Origin of the sequence: Tardiphaga alba, assembly GCF_018279705.1 — a bacterium.
GTDB lineage: Bacteria > Pseudomonadota > Alphaproteobacteria > Rhizobiales > Xanthobacteraceae > Tardiphaga > Tardiphaga alba.
In genome coordinates, this window is sequence record NZ_CP036498.1 from 5,742,938 (window position 1) to 5,763,044 (window position 20,107).

General features: G+C 59.9%; 22 protein-coding genes. 10 read left to right on the top strand and 12 right to left on the bottom strand.

Annotated elements, in window-relative coordinates; genetic code table 11:
• The first annotated feature begins 15 nt into the window (after window positions 1–15).
• Complete coding sequence (locus RPMA_RS27380; protein WP_211910826.1) at window positions 16–726, top strand: Crp/Fnr family transcriptional regulator; 711 nt, start codon at window positions 16–18, stop codon at window positions 724–726.
• Between the two features lie 487 nt (window positions 727–1,213).
• A complete protein-coding gene (locus RPMA_RS27385) occupies window positions 1,214–2,377 on the top strand; it encodes a glycosyltransferase (protein WP_211910827.1) in 1,164 nt (387 codons plus the stop codon).
• On the opposite strand, the gene RPMA_RS27390 is transcribed toward RPMA_RS27385, so the two are convergent.
• From RPMA_RS27390 to RPMA_RS27400, 3 genes are all read right to left on the bottom strand, one after another.
• The gene (locus RPMA_RS27390; protein WP_211910828.1) at window positions 2,310–2,885 is read right to left on the bottom strand and encodes a class I SAM-dependent methyltransferase; all 576 of its coding nucleotides are present in this window, start codon (window positions 2,883–2,885) and stop codon (window positions 2,310–2,312) included. The genes RPMA_RS27385 and RPMA_RS27390 overlap by 68 nt on opposite strands.
• Window positions 2,886–3,018: 133 nt before the next feature.
• Entirely contained in the window at window positions 3,019–3,618 is a 600-nt protein-coding gene (locus tag RPMA_RS27395; protein WP_249225472.1) for a PIG-L deacetylase family protein, read from the bottom strand.
• Complete coding sequence (locus RPMA_RS27400) at window positions 3,618–4,790, bottom strand: acyl-CoA dehydrogenase family protein (protein WP_249225474.1); 1,173 nt, start codon at window positions 4,788–4,790, stop codon at window positions 3,618–3,620. Before RPMA_RS27400 ends, RPMA_RS27395 begins: the two co-directional genes overlap by 1 nt.
• Window positions 4,791–4,838: 48 nt before the next feature.
• Here RPMA_RS27400 and RPMA_RS27405 point away from each other — a divergent pair, with 48 nt between their 5' ends.
• Complete coding sequence (locus RPMA_RS27405) at window positions 4,839–5,066, top strand: hypothetical protein (RefSeq protein WP_211910829.1); 228 nt, start codon at window positions 4,839–4,841, stop codon at window positions 5,064–5,066.
• A 185-nt stretch (window positions 5,067–5,251) separates the two neighbouring features.
• Here the strand turns inward: RPMA_RS27405 and RPMA_RS28680 are convergent, their stop codons facing one another.
• From RPMA_RS28680 to RPMA_RS27425, 5 genes are all read right to left on the bottom strand, one after another.
• On the bottom strand, window positions 5,252–6,103 hold the full coding sequence (locus RPMA_RS28680; protein ID WP_408056493.1) for a hypothetical protein: 852 nt from the start codon (window positions 6,101–6,103) through the stop codon (window positions 5,252–5,254).
• A complete protein-coding gene (locus tag RPMA_RS28685) occupies window positions 6,052–7,233 on the bottom strand; it encodes an AI-2E family transporter (protein WP_408056494.1) in 1,182 nt (393 codons plus the stop codon). Before RPMA_RS28685 ends, RPMA_RS28680 begins: the two co-directional genes overlap by 52 nt.
• Window positions 7,234–7,255: 22 nt before the next feature.
• The gene (locus tag RPMA_RS27415; RefSeq protein ID WP_211910830.1) at window positions 7,256–7,762 is read right to left on the bottom strand and encodes a phage holin family protein; all 507 of its coding nucleotides are present in this window, start codon (window positions 7,760–7,762) and stop codon (window positions 7,256–7,258) included.
• On the bottom strand, window positions 7,762–7,986 hold the full coding sequence (locus RPMA_RS27420; protein WP_211910831.1) for a hypothetical protein: 225 nt from the start codon (window positions 7,984–7,986) through the stop codon (window positions 7,762–7,764). Before RPMA_RS27420 ends, RPMA_RS27415 begins: the two co-directional genes overlap by 1 nt.
• A 512-nt stretch (window positions 7,987–8,498) precedes the next feature.
• Window positions 8,499–8,897, bottom strand: a complete 399-nt coding sequence (locus tag RPMA_RS27425) for a hypothetical protein (protein WP_249225475.1) — start codon at window positions 8,895–8,897, stop codon at window positions 8,499–8,501.
• A gap of 181 nt (window positions 8,898–9,078) precedes the next feature.
• On the opposite strand from RPMA_RS27425, the gene RPMA_RS27430 reads away from it, so the two are divergent.
• Together RPMA_RS27430 and RPMA_RS27435 are read left to right on the top strand one after the other, a co-directional pair.
• Complete coding sequence (locus RPMA_RS27430; protein WP_211910832.1) at window positions 9,079–9,396, top strand: hypothetical protein; 318 nt, start codon at window positions 9,079–9,081, stop codon at window positions 9,394–9,396.
• A gap of 12 nt (window positions 9,397–9,408) precedes the next feature.
• Window positions 9,409–10,011 carry a hypothetical protein gene (locus tag RPMA_RS27435; RefSeq protein WP_211910833.1) on the top strand — a complete coding sequence of 201 codons (603 nt, stop codon included), beginning with the start codon at window positions 9,409–9,411 and terminating at the stop codon, window positions 10,009–10,011.
• 633 nt (window positions 10,012–10,644) lie between these two features.
• Here RPMA_RS27435 and RPMA_RS27440 read toward each other — a convergent pair.
• Complete coding sequence (locus tag RPMA_RS27440; protein WP_211910834.1) at window positions 10,645–10,890, bottom strand: hypothetical protein; 246 nt, start codon at window positions 10,888–10,890, stop codon at window positions 10,645–10,647.
• Window positions 10,891–11,106: 216 nt separating this feature from the next.
• Between RPMA_RS27440 and RPMA_RS27445 the strand changes: the two genes are divergently transcribed.
• From RPMA_RS27445 to RPMA_RS27465, 5 genes are all read left to right on the top strand, one after another.
• Window positions 11,107–11,343, top strand: a complete 237-nt coding sequence (locus tag RPMA_RS27445; protein ID WP_211910835.1) for a hypothetical protein — start codon at window positions 11,107–11,109, stop codon at window positions 11,341–11,343.
• A 53-nt stretch (window positions 11,344–11,396) separates the two neighbouring features.
• A complete protein-coding gene (locus RPMA_RS27450; protein ID WP_249225476.1) occupies window positions 11,397–12,185 on the top strand; it encodes a histidine phosphatase family protein in 789 nt (262 codons plus the stop codon).
• Window positions 12,182–13,069: an NAD(P)H-hydrate dehydratase gene (locus tag RPMA_RS27455; RefSeq protein WP_211910837.1), complete on the top strand. Its 888-nt coding sequence runs from the start codon at window positions 12,182–12,184 to the stop codon at window positions 13,067–13,069. The genes RPMA_RS27450 and RPMA_RS27455 overlap by 4 nt, the downstream gene beginning before the upstream one ends.
• 688 nt (window positions 13,070–13,757) lie before the next feature.
• Complete coding sequence (locus RPMA_RS27460) at window positions 13,758–13,997, top strand: DUF2171 domain-containing protein (RefSeq protein WP_211910838.1); 240 nt, start codon at window positions 13,758–13,760, stop codon at window positions 13,995–13,997.
• Between the two features lie 229 nt (window positions 13,998–14,226).
• Window positions 14,227–15,900: an FAD/NAD(P)-binding protein gene (locus RPMA_RS27465; protein WP_249225480.1), complete on the top strand. Its 1,674-nt coding sequence runs from the start codon at window positions 14,227–14,229 to the stop codon at window positions 15,898–15,900.
• Window positions 15,901–15,902: 2 nt separating this feature from the next.
• Here the strand turns inward: RPMA_RS27465 and RPMA_RS27470 are convergent, their stop codons facing one another.
• From RPMA_RS27470 to RPMA_RS27480, 3 genes are all read right to left on the bottom strand, one after another.
• Complete coding sequence (locus tag RPMA_RS27470) at window positions 15,903–16,643, bottom strand: MOSC domain-containing protein (protein ID WP_211910840.1); 741 nt, start codon at window positions 16,641–16,643, stop codon at window positions 15,903–15,905.
• Window positions 16,644–17,201: 558 nt separating this feature from the next.
• On the bottom strand, window positions 17,202–17,918 hold the full coding sequence (locus RPMA_RS27475; RefSeq protein ID WP_211910841.1) for a hypothetical protein: 717 nt from the start codon (window positions 17,916–17,918) through the stop codon (window positions 17,202–17,204).
• Between the two features lie 1,194 nt (window positions 17,919–19,112).
• Complete coding sequence (locus RPMA_RS27480; RefSeq protein ID WP_249225482.1) at window positions 19,113–20,057, bottom strand: 3'-5' exonuclease; 945 nt, start codon at window positions 20,055–20,057, stop codon at window positions 19,113–19,115.
• Between the last annotated feature and the right edge of the window lie 50 nt (window positions 20,058–20,107).

Sequence of the window (20,107 nt, forward strand, 5' to 3'; positions counted from 1 at the left end):
CGACCCGCAGAACTGATGATCAGGAAGCTGTCCGAGCATTCTCGACTGACTGCCCGTGATGTCGCAGAACTCCGTAAGCTTCCCATGATGACGCGAGTGCTGGATCCTGACGACGATATCGTACGGCAGGGCGACAGACCCACGTCTTCCGCACTCGTACTCGAGGGTTTGGTCGCGCGATATCATCTGTTGCCGGACGGGAGGCGCCAGTATCTGTCCTATCATCTAGCCGGCGACCTTCCCGATACCCAGGCGCTCTTCGTAGACCGGATGGACCACGCGGTGTGCGCGATCGGACCTGCCGTCGTGGGCCTGATTCCTCACGCCGCCCTATTTGCAGCCTTCGAGAGGCGATCGTCGCTCGCGGGAGCTGTTTGGCGCGAGACCTTGATCGATGCCGCGATCTTCCGCGAAGCGATCACGAACAACAGCTCCCGCGGTCCAACCGCGCGCATGGCCCATCTTTTCTGCGAGTTGGTTTATCGGTCGAAGGCTGCCAAGCTGACGACCAGCCACGATTGCAGCGCACCGATCGGCCTCAGGCAACTAGGGGAGACGTTGGGACTGTCGTTGGCCACCGTCAACAGATCTCTGGCAGAGTTGAGAGCGAATGGCACCGCCGATCTTCAGAATGGGCGCATAACGATCCGCGACTGGAAGACATTGTCAGATATCGGACAGTTTCAGCCGACCTATCTGCATCTGCGGAAACCACTCGATCCCTGAGGGCCGTCTTGTCTGTGCTAGTCCCAGCGCCGCTACCGAACGCGGGGTCGCTCGATGGCGCCGGTGTCGCGCAGCGCCGCACGGACTTGTCGGACACCCGGAAACGTCATTCCCAGCTGATGAGCCTTTTTCCTCACCGAAGCGATTGGGCGACCCAGCGCCGCAGAGGCCCGTAGCAACGTGGCTCCGCTCGCCGCAAGTTTGAGGAGCAGGGCGACGTCTTCCGGACGCCAACTCTTCACGATCGGTTTCGACATCAACGATCCTCGCGTTTCCTCGTCGAACTATAAAGCTGCCGAAACCTTCGAACGTCTCATTTGAGACGACCAGCTCTCCATGTTCGTCGAATATGGGCCGTCGAATAGCGCGTTCGATTGCGGCCGGTTCGCCTCTTTGCTCGACGACGTCGCCTGTTCCGCGGCCGGGTTCACCGGAACCTGCCATGTTGCGAGGCATTAGCAGCGCGATCGAGAGGATATCCCAAGCCATGGCCGCTGTTACTGCGTTCGCCAGCATAGCCATCCCCGCCTGCAACGAGGCCGAGCGAATCGGCGCATGCCTCGCCGCACTCGCTGTACAGCGGGATCTGCACGGGTCTCCGTTGTCCGCAGACGCTTTCGAGGTACTGGTTTTCGCCAACAACTGTACGGACGACACGGTCGCCGTCGCCGAACGCATTGCTAGACTTCTTCCGCAGCGTGTCGTCGTCGCCGAAGAATGTCTCCCGCGCGAGATGTCCAACGCCGGATGGGCACGCAAGCGCGCCATGGATCTGGCTGTCGATCGTCTCGAAAAGTTCGGCAATGGCAGGGTCGTCATGACCACGGATGCCGACTCCTGCGTCAGCCCGACATGGGTCTGTTCCAATCTTTGCGAACTGGCGAAGGGCGTGGACTGCGTGGCGGGCTATGTCGATGCAGCCCCCTCCGAGATCGTGATGCTTGGGCGCGGCTTCTTGCAGAGAGGGCGCCTCGAAGACACCTATCTCAGGCTGGTTGCCGAGATCGTGGCGCGCTGCGATCCACGGCCTCACGATCCATGGCCGAACCACCGGGTATCGTCGGGCGCGAGCCTCGCAGTCACGGTCGAGGCGTACCGGGCGATAGGGGGGCTTCCCGCCCGGCCGCTAGGTGAAGATGCGGCCCTGACGGCGTCGCTCGAAGAAGCCGGCTTCAAGGTGAGGCATTCGCTGGATGTGACCGTGCAGACATCCTGCCGCCTTTCAGGCCGCGCGACGGGCGGCGCGGCGGATACGATGCAGCGCCGGTTGACCGACCTCGATGCTCCCTGCGACGAAGATCTGGAGCCCGCGCTGCACTTGACCCGGCGGGCTCTCTGCAGATCGTTTTTCCGCAGAGCATGGAGGGGTGACTTGGACGCCGACACCTTTTCCGCCCGGGTCGCTATTCCACCCTACCTTATTCCCCGTCTCCGTGCGGAGGAAGCGACCTTCCTCGAAGCTTGGGAGGCTATTTCGGTAGCGAGCTCCGCGTTGAGCGAGCGACGCACCTTGCGGCCTTCCGAACTTCCGCGCGAGATTTCCGCCGCGCGTTTGGTCCTCGCAGCTCTCCGAACGGAGAGCCCTACGACGACAACGTTTCCAAGCGGTAGACATGATCGCGAAGGATCCGGCGAGACGGAGCTCGCTTAGCCACGGCGGCGGCAAAGATGTCGCTGGCCTGGCAGCCGGTGAGCGGGTAGTCGGTCTCCCCGAGCCAGTGACACAGCACCATCTCGCCGCCCGGCGCCCGCGCTGTGCAGCACAGATCCGCGACCACGCGGAGATCGGCTTCGGTGAAGTAGTACAGGACTTCCGAAAGCACGATCAGGTCGAAATGGCCTCCAGGAAAATCCCCTGGCAGAACACGCTTCTCAAGCGTCACGTTCGACGAAGCACCCTCACGCGCCACGTCAATGGCAGTCTGCGAAGCGTCGATCGCCAGCAATCGTTCGCTTCGTTTCGCCAGCTTGCCCGTCAACACCCCGATCGAGCACCCGACCTCCAAGACATGCCGATAGGTCCGGCTGCCAAGCGCGGCCAGCGTCGCATCGTATTTTTCGCGCTCGTAAGCACTGCTACGGAAGTCCCATGGATCGATATTCTCGCGATAGCGACCTTCGAAGTATTCGGCAGGCAGGCTTTCGGTGTGCCGCGTCATGACGGGATCTCGAGAACGTATTCATAGTCGGTCATGAATGGCGCGAGCGTCTCGGCAGTGAATCTAAAACCCGTCGGGTCGTCTTCGATCAGGCTGGACATCTGCGACGCATGGGCGGCTATGGCTTTTTGCTTTATCGTACGCTCGGATCGGATATGCAGACGGTACCCCGAGGCTCTCCGGGTAGATGCTCCTCCGTATTCAAATGCCATCCCCAGATGGGATAGGCCCACAGATGAACGACAGGGTTATCGCTCAGAACGCTGGCGGCGAGAGCGGCTGCGGCCTTGTGGTCGCAATGAGGGTCCTGATCCCATGTGACGAAAAGGTTCTTCGCGCCTGTCCTGCGGACGAGCTCGGACACGAACCTGACCGCCTCAACGAACGCCGGCCCCTCGGAAGGAGCTTGCGTATCGGGCAAGTCTAAATGGTAGACGCAAGCTGGGTCCATGCCGAGGATTTCCCCGGCAGCGCGGACCTCCGCTTTGCGAAGATTGACGAGCTTTTCGGGCGGATATTCGATCGAATTGGGATGTGATCCTGCTCCGTCTGTCAGGACCACCACGTGAACCTCCTGGCCGGCCGAGCGCGCTTGTGCGATGAGCCCGCCCAGGCCGAGGGTCTCGTCGTCCGGGTGCGGCGACAGGACGACGATCGGCGCATGACTTGTCAATTCTTCGCGGCTGATGATTGGTAGCTTCCTTGCCGCCTCCAGGTACTGCGCGATTTTCATCAGAATTCCCCCACCGAAAGTGCCGTCTTGAGAAAAACGCGCGCGCCGTCACTCATGGCCAGATCGGGCACGGGCTGACGCAGATAGGTTGCCAGGTCCCTGCAGACGCGCTCCACGTGGTTGGGCCTCACGAAGGCGCGGAGGCCGACGCCTCTCTGAACCCTCTCCATGACATTCAAGGCCGACCTTTCGACGACCATTCGAGTGAGGTTCGCAAATGCCACGATGGTTTCGGGATCGGTGTCCGATGCGAGGCGCCGTGCGGCCTCTTCCACCCAGAAACGTGCGGTCGTCGCATCCGCAACGCAGCCAGCCAACCGCTCAAGCTGATAGGCGTCCTCACCTCTGCCGGAGGACCTCAGATGGTTCCGGAACACATCCACCAGACGTTCCGTCGCGCCGACATGTGCTGCACAGAACCGCCAAGCTCCGCCGGAGAAATGCGGCTGCTGCATGAAGTCGCCGGGATCGCCGACGATTTCCCGGGCGCCAACGGAGCGCCCGGTGAATTCCACCGTCCCTGTCGCCGTGGCACGCATCCCCTGAGCTTGCCAGCCGGAAATGTCGTGAACGTATCCCGGCTCGAGATCCAGCAAGCACATCTGCTGTCCCCGAGGTCCTTTAGCGGTGACTAGGGGACGCGTGACGAAACCTGCTCCCGAAGCGAGTATCTTACGTCCTTTCAGGACCTCGCCGCCTTCGCCGGAAACGATCGTGAGCCCCTCTGCGTCGTCAGCTCCCCAGACCGCGGAAAGCGCGCCGGCAGCCACGTCCGTCGCCAAGTCCTCGATCTGCTCCCGTGAGCCATAGCGGCACACCAGGCCAACGGCGTTGAGATGCCCCTCGTACAGCCGGGCGATCGACAGGTCCGCCGCGCCGAGGGCCCGCAGAACCGCGCAAAGCCGCTCGCCGTGTCGTGGCTCCCAGAGACCGACGCCGCCAAATTCCTCCGGCAACGGGCTCTTGCCCAAACCGCTGGAATGGAAATCCTCCCAAATCTCTGGAGCGATAAGCGCATCGCTATCGGTTTTCGCGGCACGCTGCGCGGCTTTCGCGGCGAATTCGAAGATGTTCTCAATGGATCGGTTCGCTGGAGCTAAAATGGTCTTACCCTCGCGTTGCTGCGCTTTTGAAGTCCGCAACGCGCCGCTTGTTCCAAGAAACCGGAACAACGATGCATATCCGCATTTGTCAGACATCGCTTCCAACGGACAGGCGTCATGGCCACCATCGAACTGCAACCGCACAACGAATTCCCGGAGACCTGGTTGCTTGTATGGACTGAGCGACAGGAGATCATCGGCCGCGTCCGCCGCGGAGAGGACGGCAAGTTCGGAATCACGACACACGGGCCCCACTGGAGCCCAATGAAGAGCTTCGCTGCCGACAAGTTTGACGAACCGGAAGGGGCGTTGAAGATAGTCCAAGCCTACCTCGGTGGGCGTTGAGCTGCGCGCCCCAATGACGTTCGAGCACGACTCGTCCTACGAAGCGCCTCTCCCACACTGACCATACCGGTCGAGCGTCTATGCAGTTCCGAGAGCGTCTATTCCCGGAAATCCGCCAAGCTCCTAAGGTAGGCAGCGCAATCGACGGGCCCGCATTGCACTCTGCATCCGCCCGCGAAATTCGTTCACCTCGCAATCTCTGCCAGCTCGCTCTCCGGCTGAGTGGTGATCGGGACGGACGCCGCGGCGTCCAGAAGGATAGTGAGCGCGTGACTGGGGGAAGTCGCGACCAGATCCGCCCTCACCTCCAGACGACGTTGCTCCGCGGCCTCTTCATCGATCCGGCCCGACCACCAACAAAGCATGACCCTCGCCTTCGGCATCTTTCGCTTTAGCCGCCTGATCGCGAACCGGGTGTGCGACGACACCTCGTCACCCATGTGGACGAGACAGACCACCTGCACGCCATCCGGCTGCAGTCGAACGATGTTGGTGTTGGCGAGCGCCTCCGACGGCTCGGCCTTTGCGGCGATCCCATGCACCTCAGCGAGGTGAGCCATCGCCACGGCCGCGGCTTCGTCGAGCAACGATCGTCCCGCCACGCAGAGAACCGCCGGATTTCCATGCCACGCTGGAGCCAGATCCTCGCGTTTAAGAACGGGCATGCGCTCCGCGGGCTCTTCCTCGAGGCTACGGTCCACTGCGGTCGCGGCCTCGGTGTCCGTAGTCGGGACGTCGTCCTCGGTTTCTTCGTCGATCTCAGCCAAGTCTGACGTGAACTCGCGAACCGAGTCCCGCACTTTCGCCTGCCGCTCGAGTTGAAGCGCGCCGCGGTCAAAGTCGTTTTGTGCCAGGCGAAGGCCAGGAACAGCGACTTGATCGTAGTAGGAAGCGAGGGAGCGCTCCTTGAGGAATTGCTCAGCCTTTTCGGCTGCTTCCGTTGGATCTCCCGCGAGCATGCGCTGGTAAAAGATCTCTGGCGGCGTCAGGGCCGGTCTGTCGCCGAACATAACGTCCAGGAATTGCAGTTTTTCCACGTGACGACCGAGGACCACGAGACACACCGTAAGAGGGGTGGCGAGGACGAGGCCGATCGGCCCCAGAGTGCGGTCCAGAAGGTCGCGGCGACGACGACGGCGACGGGCGATAGGCCGGTGCTGCGTCCGTAGACTAGCGGTTCGATACCGTGTCCAACTAGCGGCTCGACCACAACGAAGAGGGCTGCCGTCCAGAGCAGGAGCGACCAGCCCGGATCGACGGCAACGGCGAGGATCAATGGGAACGCCGCCGCGATTATGGCGCCGACATACGGCACAAACCGCAGCACAGCAGCCAATATTCCCCAAAGGATCGGACTCGGGATGCCAATGGCCCACAGTCCTAGACCAATCACGATGCCAAATGCCCCGTTGACGGCGATCTGAGTGAGAAACAACCGGCTGAGACGCGCGGCGGCGTCGTCGAGCGCGGCGGTTGTCCGCTGTAGGTCGTGGGCGCCGGCCAGCCGGATCAGCCGGTTGCGGAGGTCTTCCCTCTGGATGAGGATGAAGATCACGAAGATGACGATAATGCCGGTGGTTGCCAGCGGGTGGACCAAGGGCGCCAGAACCGTTCTCAGGTTCTCAAGCGCGCTGGGATCGGGCTGCCGAACCTCGACCGGGACCGGCGTCACCGTTCCGGGCGGCGTTAAGGAGACCTGTCCTGGGGGGCCGCCGTGAACCGCAGGCGCAGGCTTGTCCAGCTCATTGCTTAGATCCCTGAGCATGTCGGAGGCGCGTTCTAGTGTCCCTCGTCCGGCCGTCGTGCTCCGCAACGAACTGATCTTCTGGCTGATGGTGGTTTGGTATTTGGGAAGCTCGCCGGCGAGATCGTTCAACTGCGCCGCGAACAGGCTGGCCAGACCAAGGATGCAGGCGAACGCGCATAGGACAACCCCCACAACGGCAAGGCTCCGCGGCACCCGAATATGCTGCAGGGCGTGTACCGCAGGCGCCAGCACAAAGGTCAGCAGGATGGCTAATGCCATCGGCACGAAGATTTCCCGCCCGAAGTAAAGCGCGGAGATGACCATCGCCGCAAGGATCGTACTTGCCACTGCGGCGACCAGACCTGCCGCCTCTCGGTTGGTATCGAGATGTTCGCCCGGAATTGGAGGATCGATTCGCATCCGCAACTCCTCCACGATCGGCCTAAGCTGATCGTCGTAAATTTCGCCGCCGCAGCATCGCCCATCCGAAGAGAGACGACGCGACAACGAGTGCAGAGATGGCGGCACCGCCGCGCGCCTCGCTGCTGCGCGTAGCCAACGACGCGATGGTCGCCGCCGGCGCGATTTCGTCGCGAGATGGCGATGAGCTGATTGCGACACGCAATCGGCTCGCAAGTGGCATGATGCGCTTGGCAGGGCGTTGCGAGCGATAGATGGCGAGAAAGGTGAAACCGACCATCAGTGCGCCGAGAAGAGCAGCCAAAGCGCCAAACGCTTCGAAATGACCATAGTTGAACTCGGTCCACCGAAAACCAGCCATGGCTCCGACAAGTATCGTAGCGATGAGGAAGATGGCCGCCGCCGCGTATAGTCCAATAGCCACGGCATAAGAGGTTACATGGGCTTGAGTCTGATCAAGTTGGTCATGAAGGTAGGACCCGGCGGCATATTTGGCGCGCTCGATCTTTCGGCTCAGCTTGTCGAGCATCACCAGCGCCTCTTAGAAGCTCGGCCCACCAGAAAGGCGACGACCAATGCCGCGAGGGGCGCCTGGCGCACGACCTTGCTTAAAGTATCGAGCGAGTTGCCGGGCTTCCGGCCCTCCTCGATCACGCCTTTTATGGTGCTCGCGGCGGACTTCACGGTCTCTGTCACGGTCGAAGTGACGTCCGACAGTTGCTCGGTCTCGGAAGGCGTCTGATCGTCGGTCATGAAAACCTCTCAAAAGGAGCCGGCAGGCAGCCGTTAGTGTCGGGCGACGGTGCAATGTTCACGTTGCGCGCTCGTTCCACAAGCGCTGTAGTTTGTTTGCAGCAGAGGAAAGAATGGCGCTTCAGGCATCGCGTTTCCTTCATCCAGCGCTACGGATCATTGTGCACTGCAGACCATATCGGCGACATCTGCGCCCGTGAAACCAAGGGCTTTCCCGCCGCCCTTCCGCTCAGTTTCAGGCACCGTGAAGGAGACTGCTTCGTGGGCATTCCGGCTTGTCGTGGTAATGCAAACGAGCGAGGACGCGTCGCCAGCGTCGCGACTGCGGGCTGCTTCGCCGCTTCATAAAATGGATGCGATGATCCCGAGCTCCCGCGCCTCGTTCGCCTCAAGATACCAGTTGCTGGGGCTTTCTTCAGCAGGTCATCCATCGAAACATGCGACCCGCGCACCAGGTTCTCGAAGCCCTCATTCTGGATCGCTATCGAGCACTCGATCTCGTTCAGCGTCGCTTAGACGGTCGCCCGGCAAGTCGTGAGAGGCCCATCGATTGTTAGAGTCTTCGACAATTTACGCTCGTGGATCATTAGACGGCTCCCACGCGTGACGTAACGGTTCTCCCGGACAAAAAAGCTCATAAACGTTACACCGGCAGAGTAGATCGCAGCCTTCCCTAAAAACACGTATCTCCGGTCGGGAGCCAACTCGCTGTTGAACCGGATGTCCTCTCCCATCATGCGTGCGACCTCCGGGTCGCCGCCCAAGGTCGACAATTCGCAAACGACGAGGGTTCTTTCACCCGCTTGGTCGAGCTGTTGGCGGAAACTCCTGTACATGTCGTAGTCGACGACGCCGGAAAGCATGACGGCCGGCGAACGGAAGTCTTCGGTCTTGAGGGCGGCATTCGGCATCGGGTGTATCCTTCGTTGTTTGCTTGCGAGTCAGGCGGCAAAGTATTCCCATACAAGGATCGGACCAAACACGGCCGCCGCCTCGATTGCCGACCCGACTGAATACTTCAAACTTAAAGCAACGGAACTGAGCATGTTCGAAGATGTTGGAAGGGCCCGTCACCCACATGTGAGGATTTGCATGAAACCGATCTCCAATCTCATCGTAGCCGCTTCCCTGCTCGTCTCCGGAGCCGCTTTCGCGCAGAACCCGCCGGCCAAGGACGGGCCGAACAACAGCGCCGTCAACTCAGAGCAGAAAAATTCAAACGCACCGGTCGCCGGTCGCAACTCTTTCACCGAAGGCCAAGCCAAGTCGGCCATCGAGAAGGCTGGCTACGGCAACGTGACGGAGCTGAAGAAGGACGACAACGGCGTCTGGCGCGGCAAGGCCTCCAAGGGTGGCATGACGACCGGCATTAGCGTCGATTTCCAAGGCAACGTTAACGCGGCCAAGTAAGGAAGAAAAAACATGACAACGACCATTTCCCGTCTTTACGACAACCACTCCGACGCCCAGGCCGCAGTGACAAAGCTTGAGGCCGCCGGCGTTCCTCACTCCGACATCAGCATCGTCGCGAACAACTCGGACGGGTGGTTCGACGGCAAGAAAGACCGCGACGGCGACGGCGTCGATGACCGCGCCGAAGCGGCAGGTACCGGCGCCGGCGTCGGCGCTGGCATCGGTGGCGCTGCAGGTCTGCTGGCCGGCCTTGGCCTGCTTGCCATTCCTGGTCTTGGACCGGTCGTTGCAGCCGGTTGGCTGGCCGCGACCGCGGTCGGTGCCGCGGCAGGCGCAGCGACGGGCGGTCTGGTTGGTGCGCTGACCCAGGCCGGCGTATCCGACGACGAGGCTCCGCTTTATGCCGAGGGCGTCCGCCGCGGCGGTTCGCTGGTGACGGCCAAGGTCGCCGATGTCGACAAAACCCGTTTGGAAGCTGTTCTGGATACGTCCTCGGTGAACCTGCGAGATCGCAGCGCCGCTTGGCAGAAGAGCGGCTGGACAGGGTATGATCCTGCGAGCCAGCCCTACGGCGCCGATGAGGTCCGTAAGGAGCGGGCATTGTATCGCTAAGCCAGATGGCCCGCTTCGGCGGGTCATTTTTTTGAGAACGGGAGTTGTATGTGTTGGTGGACGAGCCGCGTCCCGTGGAGCGAGGCGCAGCATGATGCAACGTGCGCGACACGAGCAGGACATTTCATCAGTCAACACCGAGGGCGTCATGGAGAGTCTGAAGACAACAGACCGAGTGAGGCGGTCAACCCAGACAATCGCTCCGACAAGGCTAAGCTTGGCGAGCGGTTGGAATGTTGCTGATCAGCTGTGATCACGTCCTCAACGCGCCGGATCAAGCATTCCACGCGCTCCGACCTACTGCGGTCCGAGTGATTGAAGCAAAGTAGCCCGCCGAGTCGGCGGGCTCTTCGCGCTAGTTCTTCGGCGAATTATAGCGAGGGGCCGACTTGATGTTCGTGTTTGGCGCCTTGTCTCGACCTTGATCACCGTTGTCGTCCCGCCCGCCAGATGTCGATGTCCCGCTGCCGCTCGGATTGCTTCTCTGCGACGAGGGACTGCTGGACGCTGAACTGGCGGCTGGATCGCCAGTCTTACTCGTCGCTGCCGTGCCCCCCGGGTCCGAGGTCTGAGCGACGACGCCACCGCTCGCCCAAAGCGTGATGACGGTCGCGTTGGCCAGCGCTCGACCGATCACTTGCCGCCACCGATATTGCCGCCCTTGATGTGTCCGAGCGAATTGCTGCCTTGGCCCGAATTGCCGTTGTTGCCCTGCAACGCTGCGTTCCCGCCGGTGTATCCCGATCGGGACTGGCCCGTTGTCATGCTACCTTGATTCTGGCTCTGAGAATGGTGCTTTCGACCTTTGCCCGCTGAAGCGTCAGCGGCGAAACCAACGAGAAGCGCCAGCGCAGTAAAAAGCGTCAATACCTTGCTCATGTTATTATCCATTCAGTTGAGTGCTGTTATGCCCGTTGAACGGCGGATTAACGGCTCTGTTCCTCGCTTTAACGGCCCACAATTTCGATGCATCGGAAGCGTAAGGTTTGGCACGCTCCCTAAGTCGAACTTCATCAATCAAGCGGCGCAGCCCCCTTGGAACCGAGAGGCCGCCTCGCAATTGAAAGGAAAACAAGGCGATGGATGCGTCGAGAAATGCCGAGGATCGAATTCACGCCGAATGAGCTTCAAACGCTGATCAAGCTCGAGCTGCGCAAGACACGAGAAATTCCCGACGGGCTGCTTATCCAGATCATCCGTAATGGTGGAACGTGGCACCCGCGTATCCGCTTCAAGGTTGGATATGCAGAGGCGCCAGACGCGGTCGAGCTCGCTCATGCGGTAAACACCATCGCGGCTGACCTGGCTATCAAACATCCGCTGATAGGTTGAATGCTTCGCCGGGTCCACGACGAGGGCGAGGAGGAATGCAAATGGGGGCACGTGTGGGCGTCGATGCAGGAACCCGAACGGGGAATGCCAAGCAGCGCTGGCCGACGACCCTTTGGATCGTGCGGCACGGGGAAAGCTCCGGAAATGTGGCCCGCGATGCGGCTCATGCGGCTGGACTGGCCGACATTGCCATCGACACGCGGGACGTCGATGTGCCTCTGAGCGGCTTGGGCGAGCGTCAGGCGGAAGCTCTAGGTCGCTGGTTTGCGGATCTTCCAAAGCTCGAACGGCCGAGTGTAGTTCTCAGCTCACCGTACATGCGAGCGCAACAGACTGCAGAAATCATTACGCGAGTGACTTGTACCGACGATCGGGTCCTGAAGATCGCGCACGACGAGCGGCTGCGGGAGAAGGAATTTGGAATACTCGATCGTTTGACGAGGACCGGCATCGAGCAGCGTTATCCGGACGAAGCGAACCGACGCGCACTTGTCGGCAAATTCTACTACCGACCACCTGCAGGTGAGAGCTGGGCGGATGTTGTGCTGCGGCTGCGGAGCGTTCTCGACTCCGTTAGTTTGCACTACGCTGGAGAACGCGTGCTCATTGTTGCCCATCAGGTCGTCGTCCTATGCCTGCGCTACCTTCTGGAATCGATGGACGAGAAGACGATTCTCGCGATCGATCGCGAGGGTGATGTGGCGAATTGTTCCGTGACCGAATACGGGTTGCTGGACGGCGACGAAGCGATGCAATTGGCGAGGTACAATTACGTGGCTCCGCTGAAGCGCGAAGGTGCGCCCGTCACGGAGGAGCCGGACGACAACGGAGCGGCGCGATGACAGCGTATCGCGAGCTCTCAACAGATTATCTACGCGCTAACCCGCTTCCCTTCCATGAAAACGGCAGCGGAAAGGAAGCGCGTGGGCGCGTGCTGGTCATATCCGGAAATGCGCGGGTTCCCGGAGCGGCAATCCTTGCCGGCGTGTCCGCGCTGCGGTCGGGAGCAGGTATCCTGCAGATTGCAACGAGCGCATCGGTAGCGCCTCATATCGGAGTGGCGGTGCCCGAGGCCATGGTCGTGGGGCTATCAGAGACATGCGGAGGCGAGATTGACCCAGCCAATACTGGAGAAATCGTGTCTCTGGCGGAGGGCGCCGACGCGGTCGTCGTGGGGCCTGGCATGATGGATGAGGACGCGCTGCGTCCGCTGGTGATGGCGCTGCTCGCGGGTACGAAGGCACGCATCGTCCTGGACGCCGCAGCCATCACCTGCTTGCGCGGGAAGCTGGGCAGTCTCCGTGGCGGATCGAGCAGAGCGATTATCACCCCGCATGCCGGTGAAATGGCCCGTCTTCTACAGACCGGGCGGGACGAGGTCGAGCGCGAGCCGCTGCAGGCCGCTCATCGCGCAGCAGGGCACGCCGAGGTCGTTGTCATGAAGGGCGCCGAGACGTATGTCGTCGGCGAAGAGACATGGCGGGCGTGCTTCGGCTCGATCGCTTTGGCCACGTCCGGCTCCGGAGACGTCCTCGCCGGCATCCTCGGAGGCATCCTGGCCCGCGGTACAGATTCCACCCTTGCAGCGCTCTGGGCGGTGTGTCTCCACGGCGAGGCCGGGCGGATGCTTAGTGTCCGGCACGGAAGTGTAGGCACGCTGGCGAGGGAATTGCCGGATGAGGTCCCGCGGTTGATGGCCAACTTCGAGGGTGTTCATACCGATTGACGCGAACGGCACGCACGCGTCCTTCCCATTCGGCACGGGCTTCACAGCGAAAACACATTCGGTCCCAACGACGCGTGAACATTCGTATTAAATTGGCGTTAGTGCCCAAACAAAAGTTGAGGACGCCATGCCGAGAAATGCGAACAAGCTTTGGACTGACCGTGATGAAAACCGGCTTCGCGAGTTGGCGTCCTCCGGCGCGTCATTAATTCGAGCAACTGCGGCGCTCAGGCGCTCGTCGTCGAGCGTTAAACGGAAGGCGCTGGATCTTGGACTCGCGTTTCGGGGCGTCAAACAAGTCCGAGCCGACCTGCGGGCGGCGGGTGTTTTCGACAGGCCATGAGCACTGTGGGTCTTCGCTCTTCGAGGGCTAGGGCGCAGCTGCCCCCTTGATCGCGGCGCCAGATGAGCTCGCCACGTGGCGAACGCGACATCGATCGCTGGGAGAAATTGCGCCATCCTGCTGTGTAGGAAAGGCAGATCTGGGAAGAATCGTCTCACGAATGGACTCTCCCTATCGAGCTTCCCGAAAGTTATCCGGCTCGACTGAGCGCGAATGCTGCCGCCTGCCCGGGATCGCAGGGTGGAGTAAACAGCCTTACCTAAGCACGGCGAAGCAAGCCGCCGTCAGTATCGAAACTTTGCTTGACCTCGGCAGTTACTCAGCCTCTCAACGCAGGAGGCCCGCATGGTCGATACAGCAGCTATCAAAGAGCATATGGACGTGATTTCTTCCGACAAGAAGGTCGTCGGTAAAGTTGATCACATGGACGGCACCGACAAAATCAAGCTCACCAAGGCAAGCTCGCCTGACGGCCAGCATCATCACTACATTCCCACGGAATGGATCGATCACATCGATGAACACGTACACCTGAACAAGTCAGGCGAGGACGTCACAACGCATTGGCAGCACGGCCGGTCTTAATCTCCAGCGCGGAGATCTTTGAGATCTCGATCCCGCTGAACCAGATCTGCAATTGTGTCGCGACGGGTCGTTTTCCCGTCGCGGAGTTGAGGCGATCACTGCCTCACTTACAGAAGCGGACCGCAAAAGGCCGCCCGCTGCCGCCTTCGACACGTGGAACAAACCGCTGGGAAAGCCGTCATAAAGACGTATTCGATCCGGGCGGTGACGGCAACGCATGCAATCGAGAGTGGCAATCATTGGCACCGGCCCCACGGGTATCTACACGCTTGCTGGGCTCGTCGGCCATATGGTGCCGATGGAGATTTCCATCTTCGAAGTCGAAGCGGAGCCGGGAAAAGGCACCCCATATCATCCCGATGCCAACGACCGAATCATGTTGGCAAACATCGCAAGCGTCGAACTTCCTCCGATCACCCAATCTTTGACCGAGTGGCTTTCAGGTCTCCCAGACCAGGAGCTCTTCAGATTGGGGATCGCTCGGACCGCAATCAGCGAGCGCGAATTTTACCCCCGCGTCGTCCTCGGTGAATTTCTGCAAACGCAATTTCGCGCACTCGTCGATGTCGGAACGGCCAACGGCCACTCGATCGTGGTTCGATCCTGTCATCGCGTTGTCGATATCCGTCTCAATAACGACGACATTTTCCTGAGTGCGGAGACTTTGGCGGGAGAGCGAAAGGATTACGCCTTCGACCACGTCGTGATGGCAACCGGCCACAACTGGCCGGACAGGACCGAAGTGAAGCCCGGCTACTTCATTTCCCCTTGGCCAGCAGGCGATCTCAAGGCGATTGCACCAGGGCCAGTCGGCATTCTAGGCACCTCCCTAAGCGCGATCGATGCGCTTATGACCGTCTCGACGGCACACGGCGTCTTCTACAGGGACGCCGCCGGTCAGCTTCAATATGCACCGTCGGCGGGCTCCGAGACTCTGCACGTGACCATGATGTCGCGAAAAGGCCTGCTTCCGGAAGCCGATTTCCATTGCGAGTATCCGTATCGGCCATTGACGATTTGCACGCCCAACGCCGTGGCAGACGCCATTGCCGCAGGAAAATCGCAGCTTTTGGACCGGGCTTTCGATCTGTTCGCGCGCGAGCTTGCGGCGTGCGATCCTGATTACGCGGCGCATGTCGCACTTTCCTCCTTGAATGCCGACAACTTCGCCAACGCATATTTCGCGGACCGCGATGAAGCGGATCCATTCGCTTGGGCCGCGCGCAATCTGGCGGAAGCCGAACACAACAAACGTCACAACGTCACTGTTGAATGGCGCTATGCCATCCTGCGGATGCACGAAGTGATCGCGAAGATCGTACCGCATCTCGATGAAGACGACTTGAAGCGGTTCGGACGGGGACTGAAGACGATTTTCATTGATGATTACGCGACGGTCCCGCACCTGTCGATCGAGCGCATGCTTGCCCTTCACCGAGCTGACAAGCTCAGCATCATGCGGCTCGGATCGGGCTACGAACTCGACACGGACAGCGTGGAGATCGGCGCGCGCATACTGCTCGACGAGCAAACGCATGACTTCGAGGCGTTTATCGATGCGACCGGGCAATCCGCGCTGTCGGTACGCGATCTTCCCTTTCCGAGCTTGCTGTCGCAGGGCGCCGTCAAGCCCGCCAAAACATTGACATCCGCCGAACAAGCCGACTTATCGGATCCCGCCTACAAGTCAACGGGCGGCATCGAGCTTGACGCTCAATATCGGCCGATCGTCACAGCACCCTTGTGCGCGAACCTGTATTGTGCGGCGATCCCTTTCCTTCTCCACAAGTCGCCTTTTGTTCAAGGAATAACAAGCGCCAAGGAAATCGGCGACATTGTATCGGCGGCGATCCGCGGCAACGCGACGGACACCACGCCGTCGCTGATCCTCGAAAGCGCATAGCGTCAACTCAATTCGAAGTCGTCCCCGACAGACAGAACGCCCGTCTCCGCCACCGTGCAATATGCGCCCAGCCGCCTCCGGTTTCTCCGCAGGATCGTACGGAGGATTTCTGGGTCGTCCTCGATGCCCGGTTGAGGGATGATTGTCATTCCGCAGCGGGTCGCTTCCTCCTCAACCGCCATGACGACATCCTGCGTACGACCCCGCTTCCCGATCCACGCCGCTTCGGCGAAGCAGATATCCTCATCGTTGGAGTTCGATCGCAACAGGATGTTGGGCCGAAACCTGCGGACGTCCACTGAATGCACCTCCCGCAGTTGGGCCAAATATCGAAGCGACCCAGTGGTCAATAGATGGATGGGAAAGTGCGGCTGGCGATGCTGGAGAGACGGGAAATCCGTGACGTGCGGTTCCGATCCTATTTGTCCAATGCCAACCTCGAATCCGAGGAAATCCGAAAGGTAGATCGGCGCGCTCGCAGCACTTAACTCAATTTCGTTGCTATCGGGAAAGCGGATCGTAATAGTGCCATCTTCGGTGCGCGTGGCGATCAACGACAGTGCCTTGTGCCACCGACAATCCTTTTCGGGCGCCGCCGGCGCTTTGGATGCCGCGTCGAAAAGGCCATACATCCTGTCGCCCACCAGCCCCTGCGCGCCGACAATTGCTGACGAAACGGCCTCTCCGCCGATCGAGGCGACGGGATATCGCCAGAGTCCAGCAATGCGGTAGGAAGTCTGCAAATCTTGAAACTCCAGATTTGGCAGACAACCTTGCAAGCACGGTCGCGTTCCGACGGGGAAGCAACTCGCTAGGCGGCGCTTGTGCAGGCAGTAGTGGTATCAGTTCTCGCTTGGTCGCAACACAGCGCTACAGCGCGATATTGCTTTCCGTGAGGTCACTTAGTGGAAATGGTCATCTTCTCGATGTAAAGCTGCATCCACCTAATGTCTGCTTTGCGCCAAGAGTAGCCTATACCCCAAGTATCTTGCCCGGCTTTTACGCTTGATGCCTCCATAAGTCAGGCTTTGGTGCTGTCGTTAATCGGCTGCAGCCAGCAAACCTAGCCCTGGGTCGGTCGTGAGGCTTATCGGCAATAGTTACCAGCATTTCGGCCTACGCTAGACAATACTTGTGAATTCGTTTGCAATGTTTGAGGGCGCTCAGACATTCCGAATACATTCAAGACTCGTCCAATCTATTGGCGCAACTTGTTGCACCCCACCGGAGTAGAAGATCGACGCATAATCTGACACGCTAGTCGCTCAAAATGCTCCAGCGCTTGAAACAGACCCTACCCTCTAAAAGCCTCTTCTAGACATTAACTTACGCGCCATGACACGAAGAGAGAAGACCTCAAGTCGCAAACGCATATTGGCGACGAGCTTTGCAGAAGGGATCGGAATGTTCTTGATCTCGTCATCCTGCCATGCTGCGCGACGATGATGATAAGATGCCCGATTGAATTCCAGACAAATGGTTCCCACCAGTGCGGCCACGTCTTCCTCTGCACACTTAGTCCGCATATTTTCGATGAACTGATAACGGGCGCTCTCCAAACTATATGGCGCCTGCAACCTCGGAATTGCAGCTTTACACGCCCTACTCAAGAGAGCGTTCGCTTCACTCTGCTTCTTCGCGAACCTGCCCGAGGTGGCCCAACTGCGCCCACGATCTACCATTCGTGCGATGGACGCCAAAACCTCTGGATTGAAATTGGAGATGTCAAGAGATCGATAAGACCAGGCAGAATACTCCGGATCAACCTCGGAGCTAACCACATGCAACCAGATCGACGATTTCCCGACTTGCTCGATGTCTGTGAGGGCCCATTCCTGTGGCGAGAGCCCCGTGTGCAGGCTAGAGACAAGCCAATCCTCCGCACAATCCGATCCACCATACAGCGTGCTTGCCCGAAGAAATTTCCTAACGACATTGTGGTGGTGATAATCAAATCTGGTTGGCACATTGGAATTTTGCCGCGCGCGTGACCTGACTCCAGCCTCGACCGACAGCATCGCCAAGGCTTCCCCTCTGCTGTGGTCCGGAAATGTCTCGATCAACGCTGTCGCGAACGCATAGTAGTTGCGCCTTGTGCTCAGATCCAGCAACGGCTCACGACCTAGGATCCAACTGGCAAATGCTAGAGGACTCAGTCGGTCCTTCGAGCACGGCAATCCCGTTTCATGAGCGTACAGCGAAAACAGTCTCTCTCCACGCCTCAAATATTCAGCTCGCATCGCAGATGTCGCCTCGTAGAGACGAGGCTTTTGAGCCAATGGAGATGCGTCTCCCCCATCCGTGATCTCATGCTTATTCCGCCAGCGACGGCGATATTCCTGGCGCGTCCTTTCAATACCTTCTCGGGCCTTATTGATCGCTGCGAAGTCTGGCCCCTTGGGCTCGCACGCTCCACTCGCTGCGCTCTGATCAAGTAATCGAACGACCCCATCCATCAATCGCGTTCCTTGCGCTTACGGAGGGATCGTAAGGTGTGAATGCGAAAGCTCCAACGATCCTTTCACATCGTTGAAACGCTAGATGGACGATTCAAGGACCCGCTCTTTATGCCATTGAAAATAATAGCTATTTTCTAATTTCACACTGTCTTACCGGTGAATCACCTTGTTTACGACGTCGATCAACGAGGAACCGAGCAAGCCATCGCGCGACGATAACGCTCGGATTGTCTATGATGAGTTGTCTCCGGTGGCGATAAGAGTTGTCTCTGCGTGTACTAAGTAACGGGGGGCGCAAGTCGGATGTCTCCCCACAAACGTTCCCACTGTAAGTAAAGCCCGCCAATCTCGGAGCCTCTCTCAACATCCCTCTTCAAAGGCCAAGCAGTTTACCGATGCGACACGCGACTGTGCCTCGACAAAGCATACGAAGAATTCCCCAATTTTTGTCACACCGTCCCCTCACCTCTTTACCGCCCGACGAGCCGACATGAGCTCGAAAGCCAGCGCCGCCTTCACCTCGTCAGACAGCCGGGGATTTGCGAGACCCCAAAGCCGTTTCTGCACGACGAGGTATCTCCCGTCTGGCTGAGCGGATGCTGCAACGCCAAGGGCGAATTCACCGCGAAGCGCCCGTTCGCCGACAGCCGGAGCGGACCACCAACTGCCGCGTCAAACGGCGCCCCTTTTGCACGCTCTTCCGATGACCGGAGGCCGCTCGCGTCCAAGATTACCCGGAGCGGCTTGCCGTCATTAGTCGAGCCGCTCCAAGACGCCGCCTCGTCGAGAAGCGCTCATATGCCGTGCGCTTTTCGACGATCGGGCGGAAGTCGCTGCGGCGCACGGCCCCGCGTAGGAATTCGACTTCGTCCGCGACGCCGTCTTTTTCGACGTCACAGAACCAGCACCTCGGACCAGATTGGGCGTCGCCGTTCCAACTGTAACCCCGGCTCTTAAGTGCGCTCTTGCACTCGAAGGGGGCGCCGTCGGCCCAGGCCCGCCATGTTGTCCGACGGGAGCGATCGAGAAGCTGCTCCATTGCGGGCCTTCGGTGCTCGGTAATTGCTGCGCCAGGATCTCCACCGCGGCGAAGCAGTCGTCCGCTGCCCGGTGCCCTTCGAAAAAGAAGCCCGTGCGCATGGCGAGATAGGCGAGTTTCGATCCCTCGTAGCCTTCCCTCGCCCAATCGACGTCTGCCATCGAGCATGCCCACGGCTTTTTGGCGACGTCGCCGATTAGCTTTTCGACGAACTTGCGGTCGAAGGCGGCATTGTGCGCGATGATGAGATCGGCCTCGGCAATCAATGCAACAGCCTTCGCGAGATCGAGCTTCTTGCCCACGACCATCTCGTCAGTGATCCCCGTCAAGACGGTAACCGCCGCCGGGATCTGCCTCGTCGGTTGTCGCAAGTTCACGAAAGCCTCGCCAACCTCGAAGATCCGACCATCAAGGCCGTAGACGACAGGCAGCAGCGCGAGTTCGATGACCTCGTCGCTTTTGGGGTCTAGGCCGGTGGTCTCGACGTCTACGAGCAACGCACGCCGGGTCGGCGATCCGTCTCGAGGCTCGAAGATCGACCGCGGCTTTAGGCGCTGCAGTACGCGAAAATCGCAGCTCGCCTGCAGCAACGCTGCCATCCTACCCAGATCGTCGTTCTCGGCGATTATGTCGTCTTCTGTACTCAAATGGGCTTTCACAAACTTTCTCCACCCGCCTCGGATGGAACCGATCATCCAGCCAACACGTG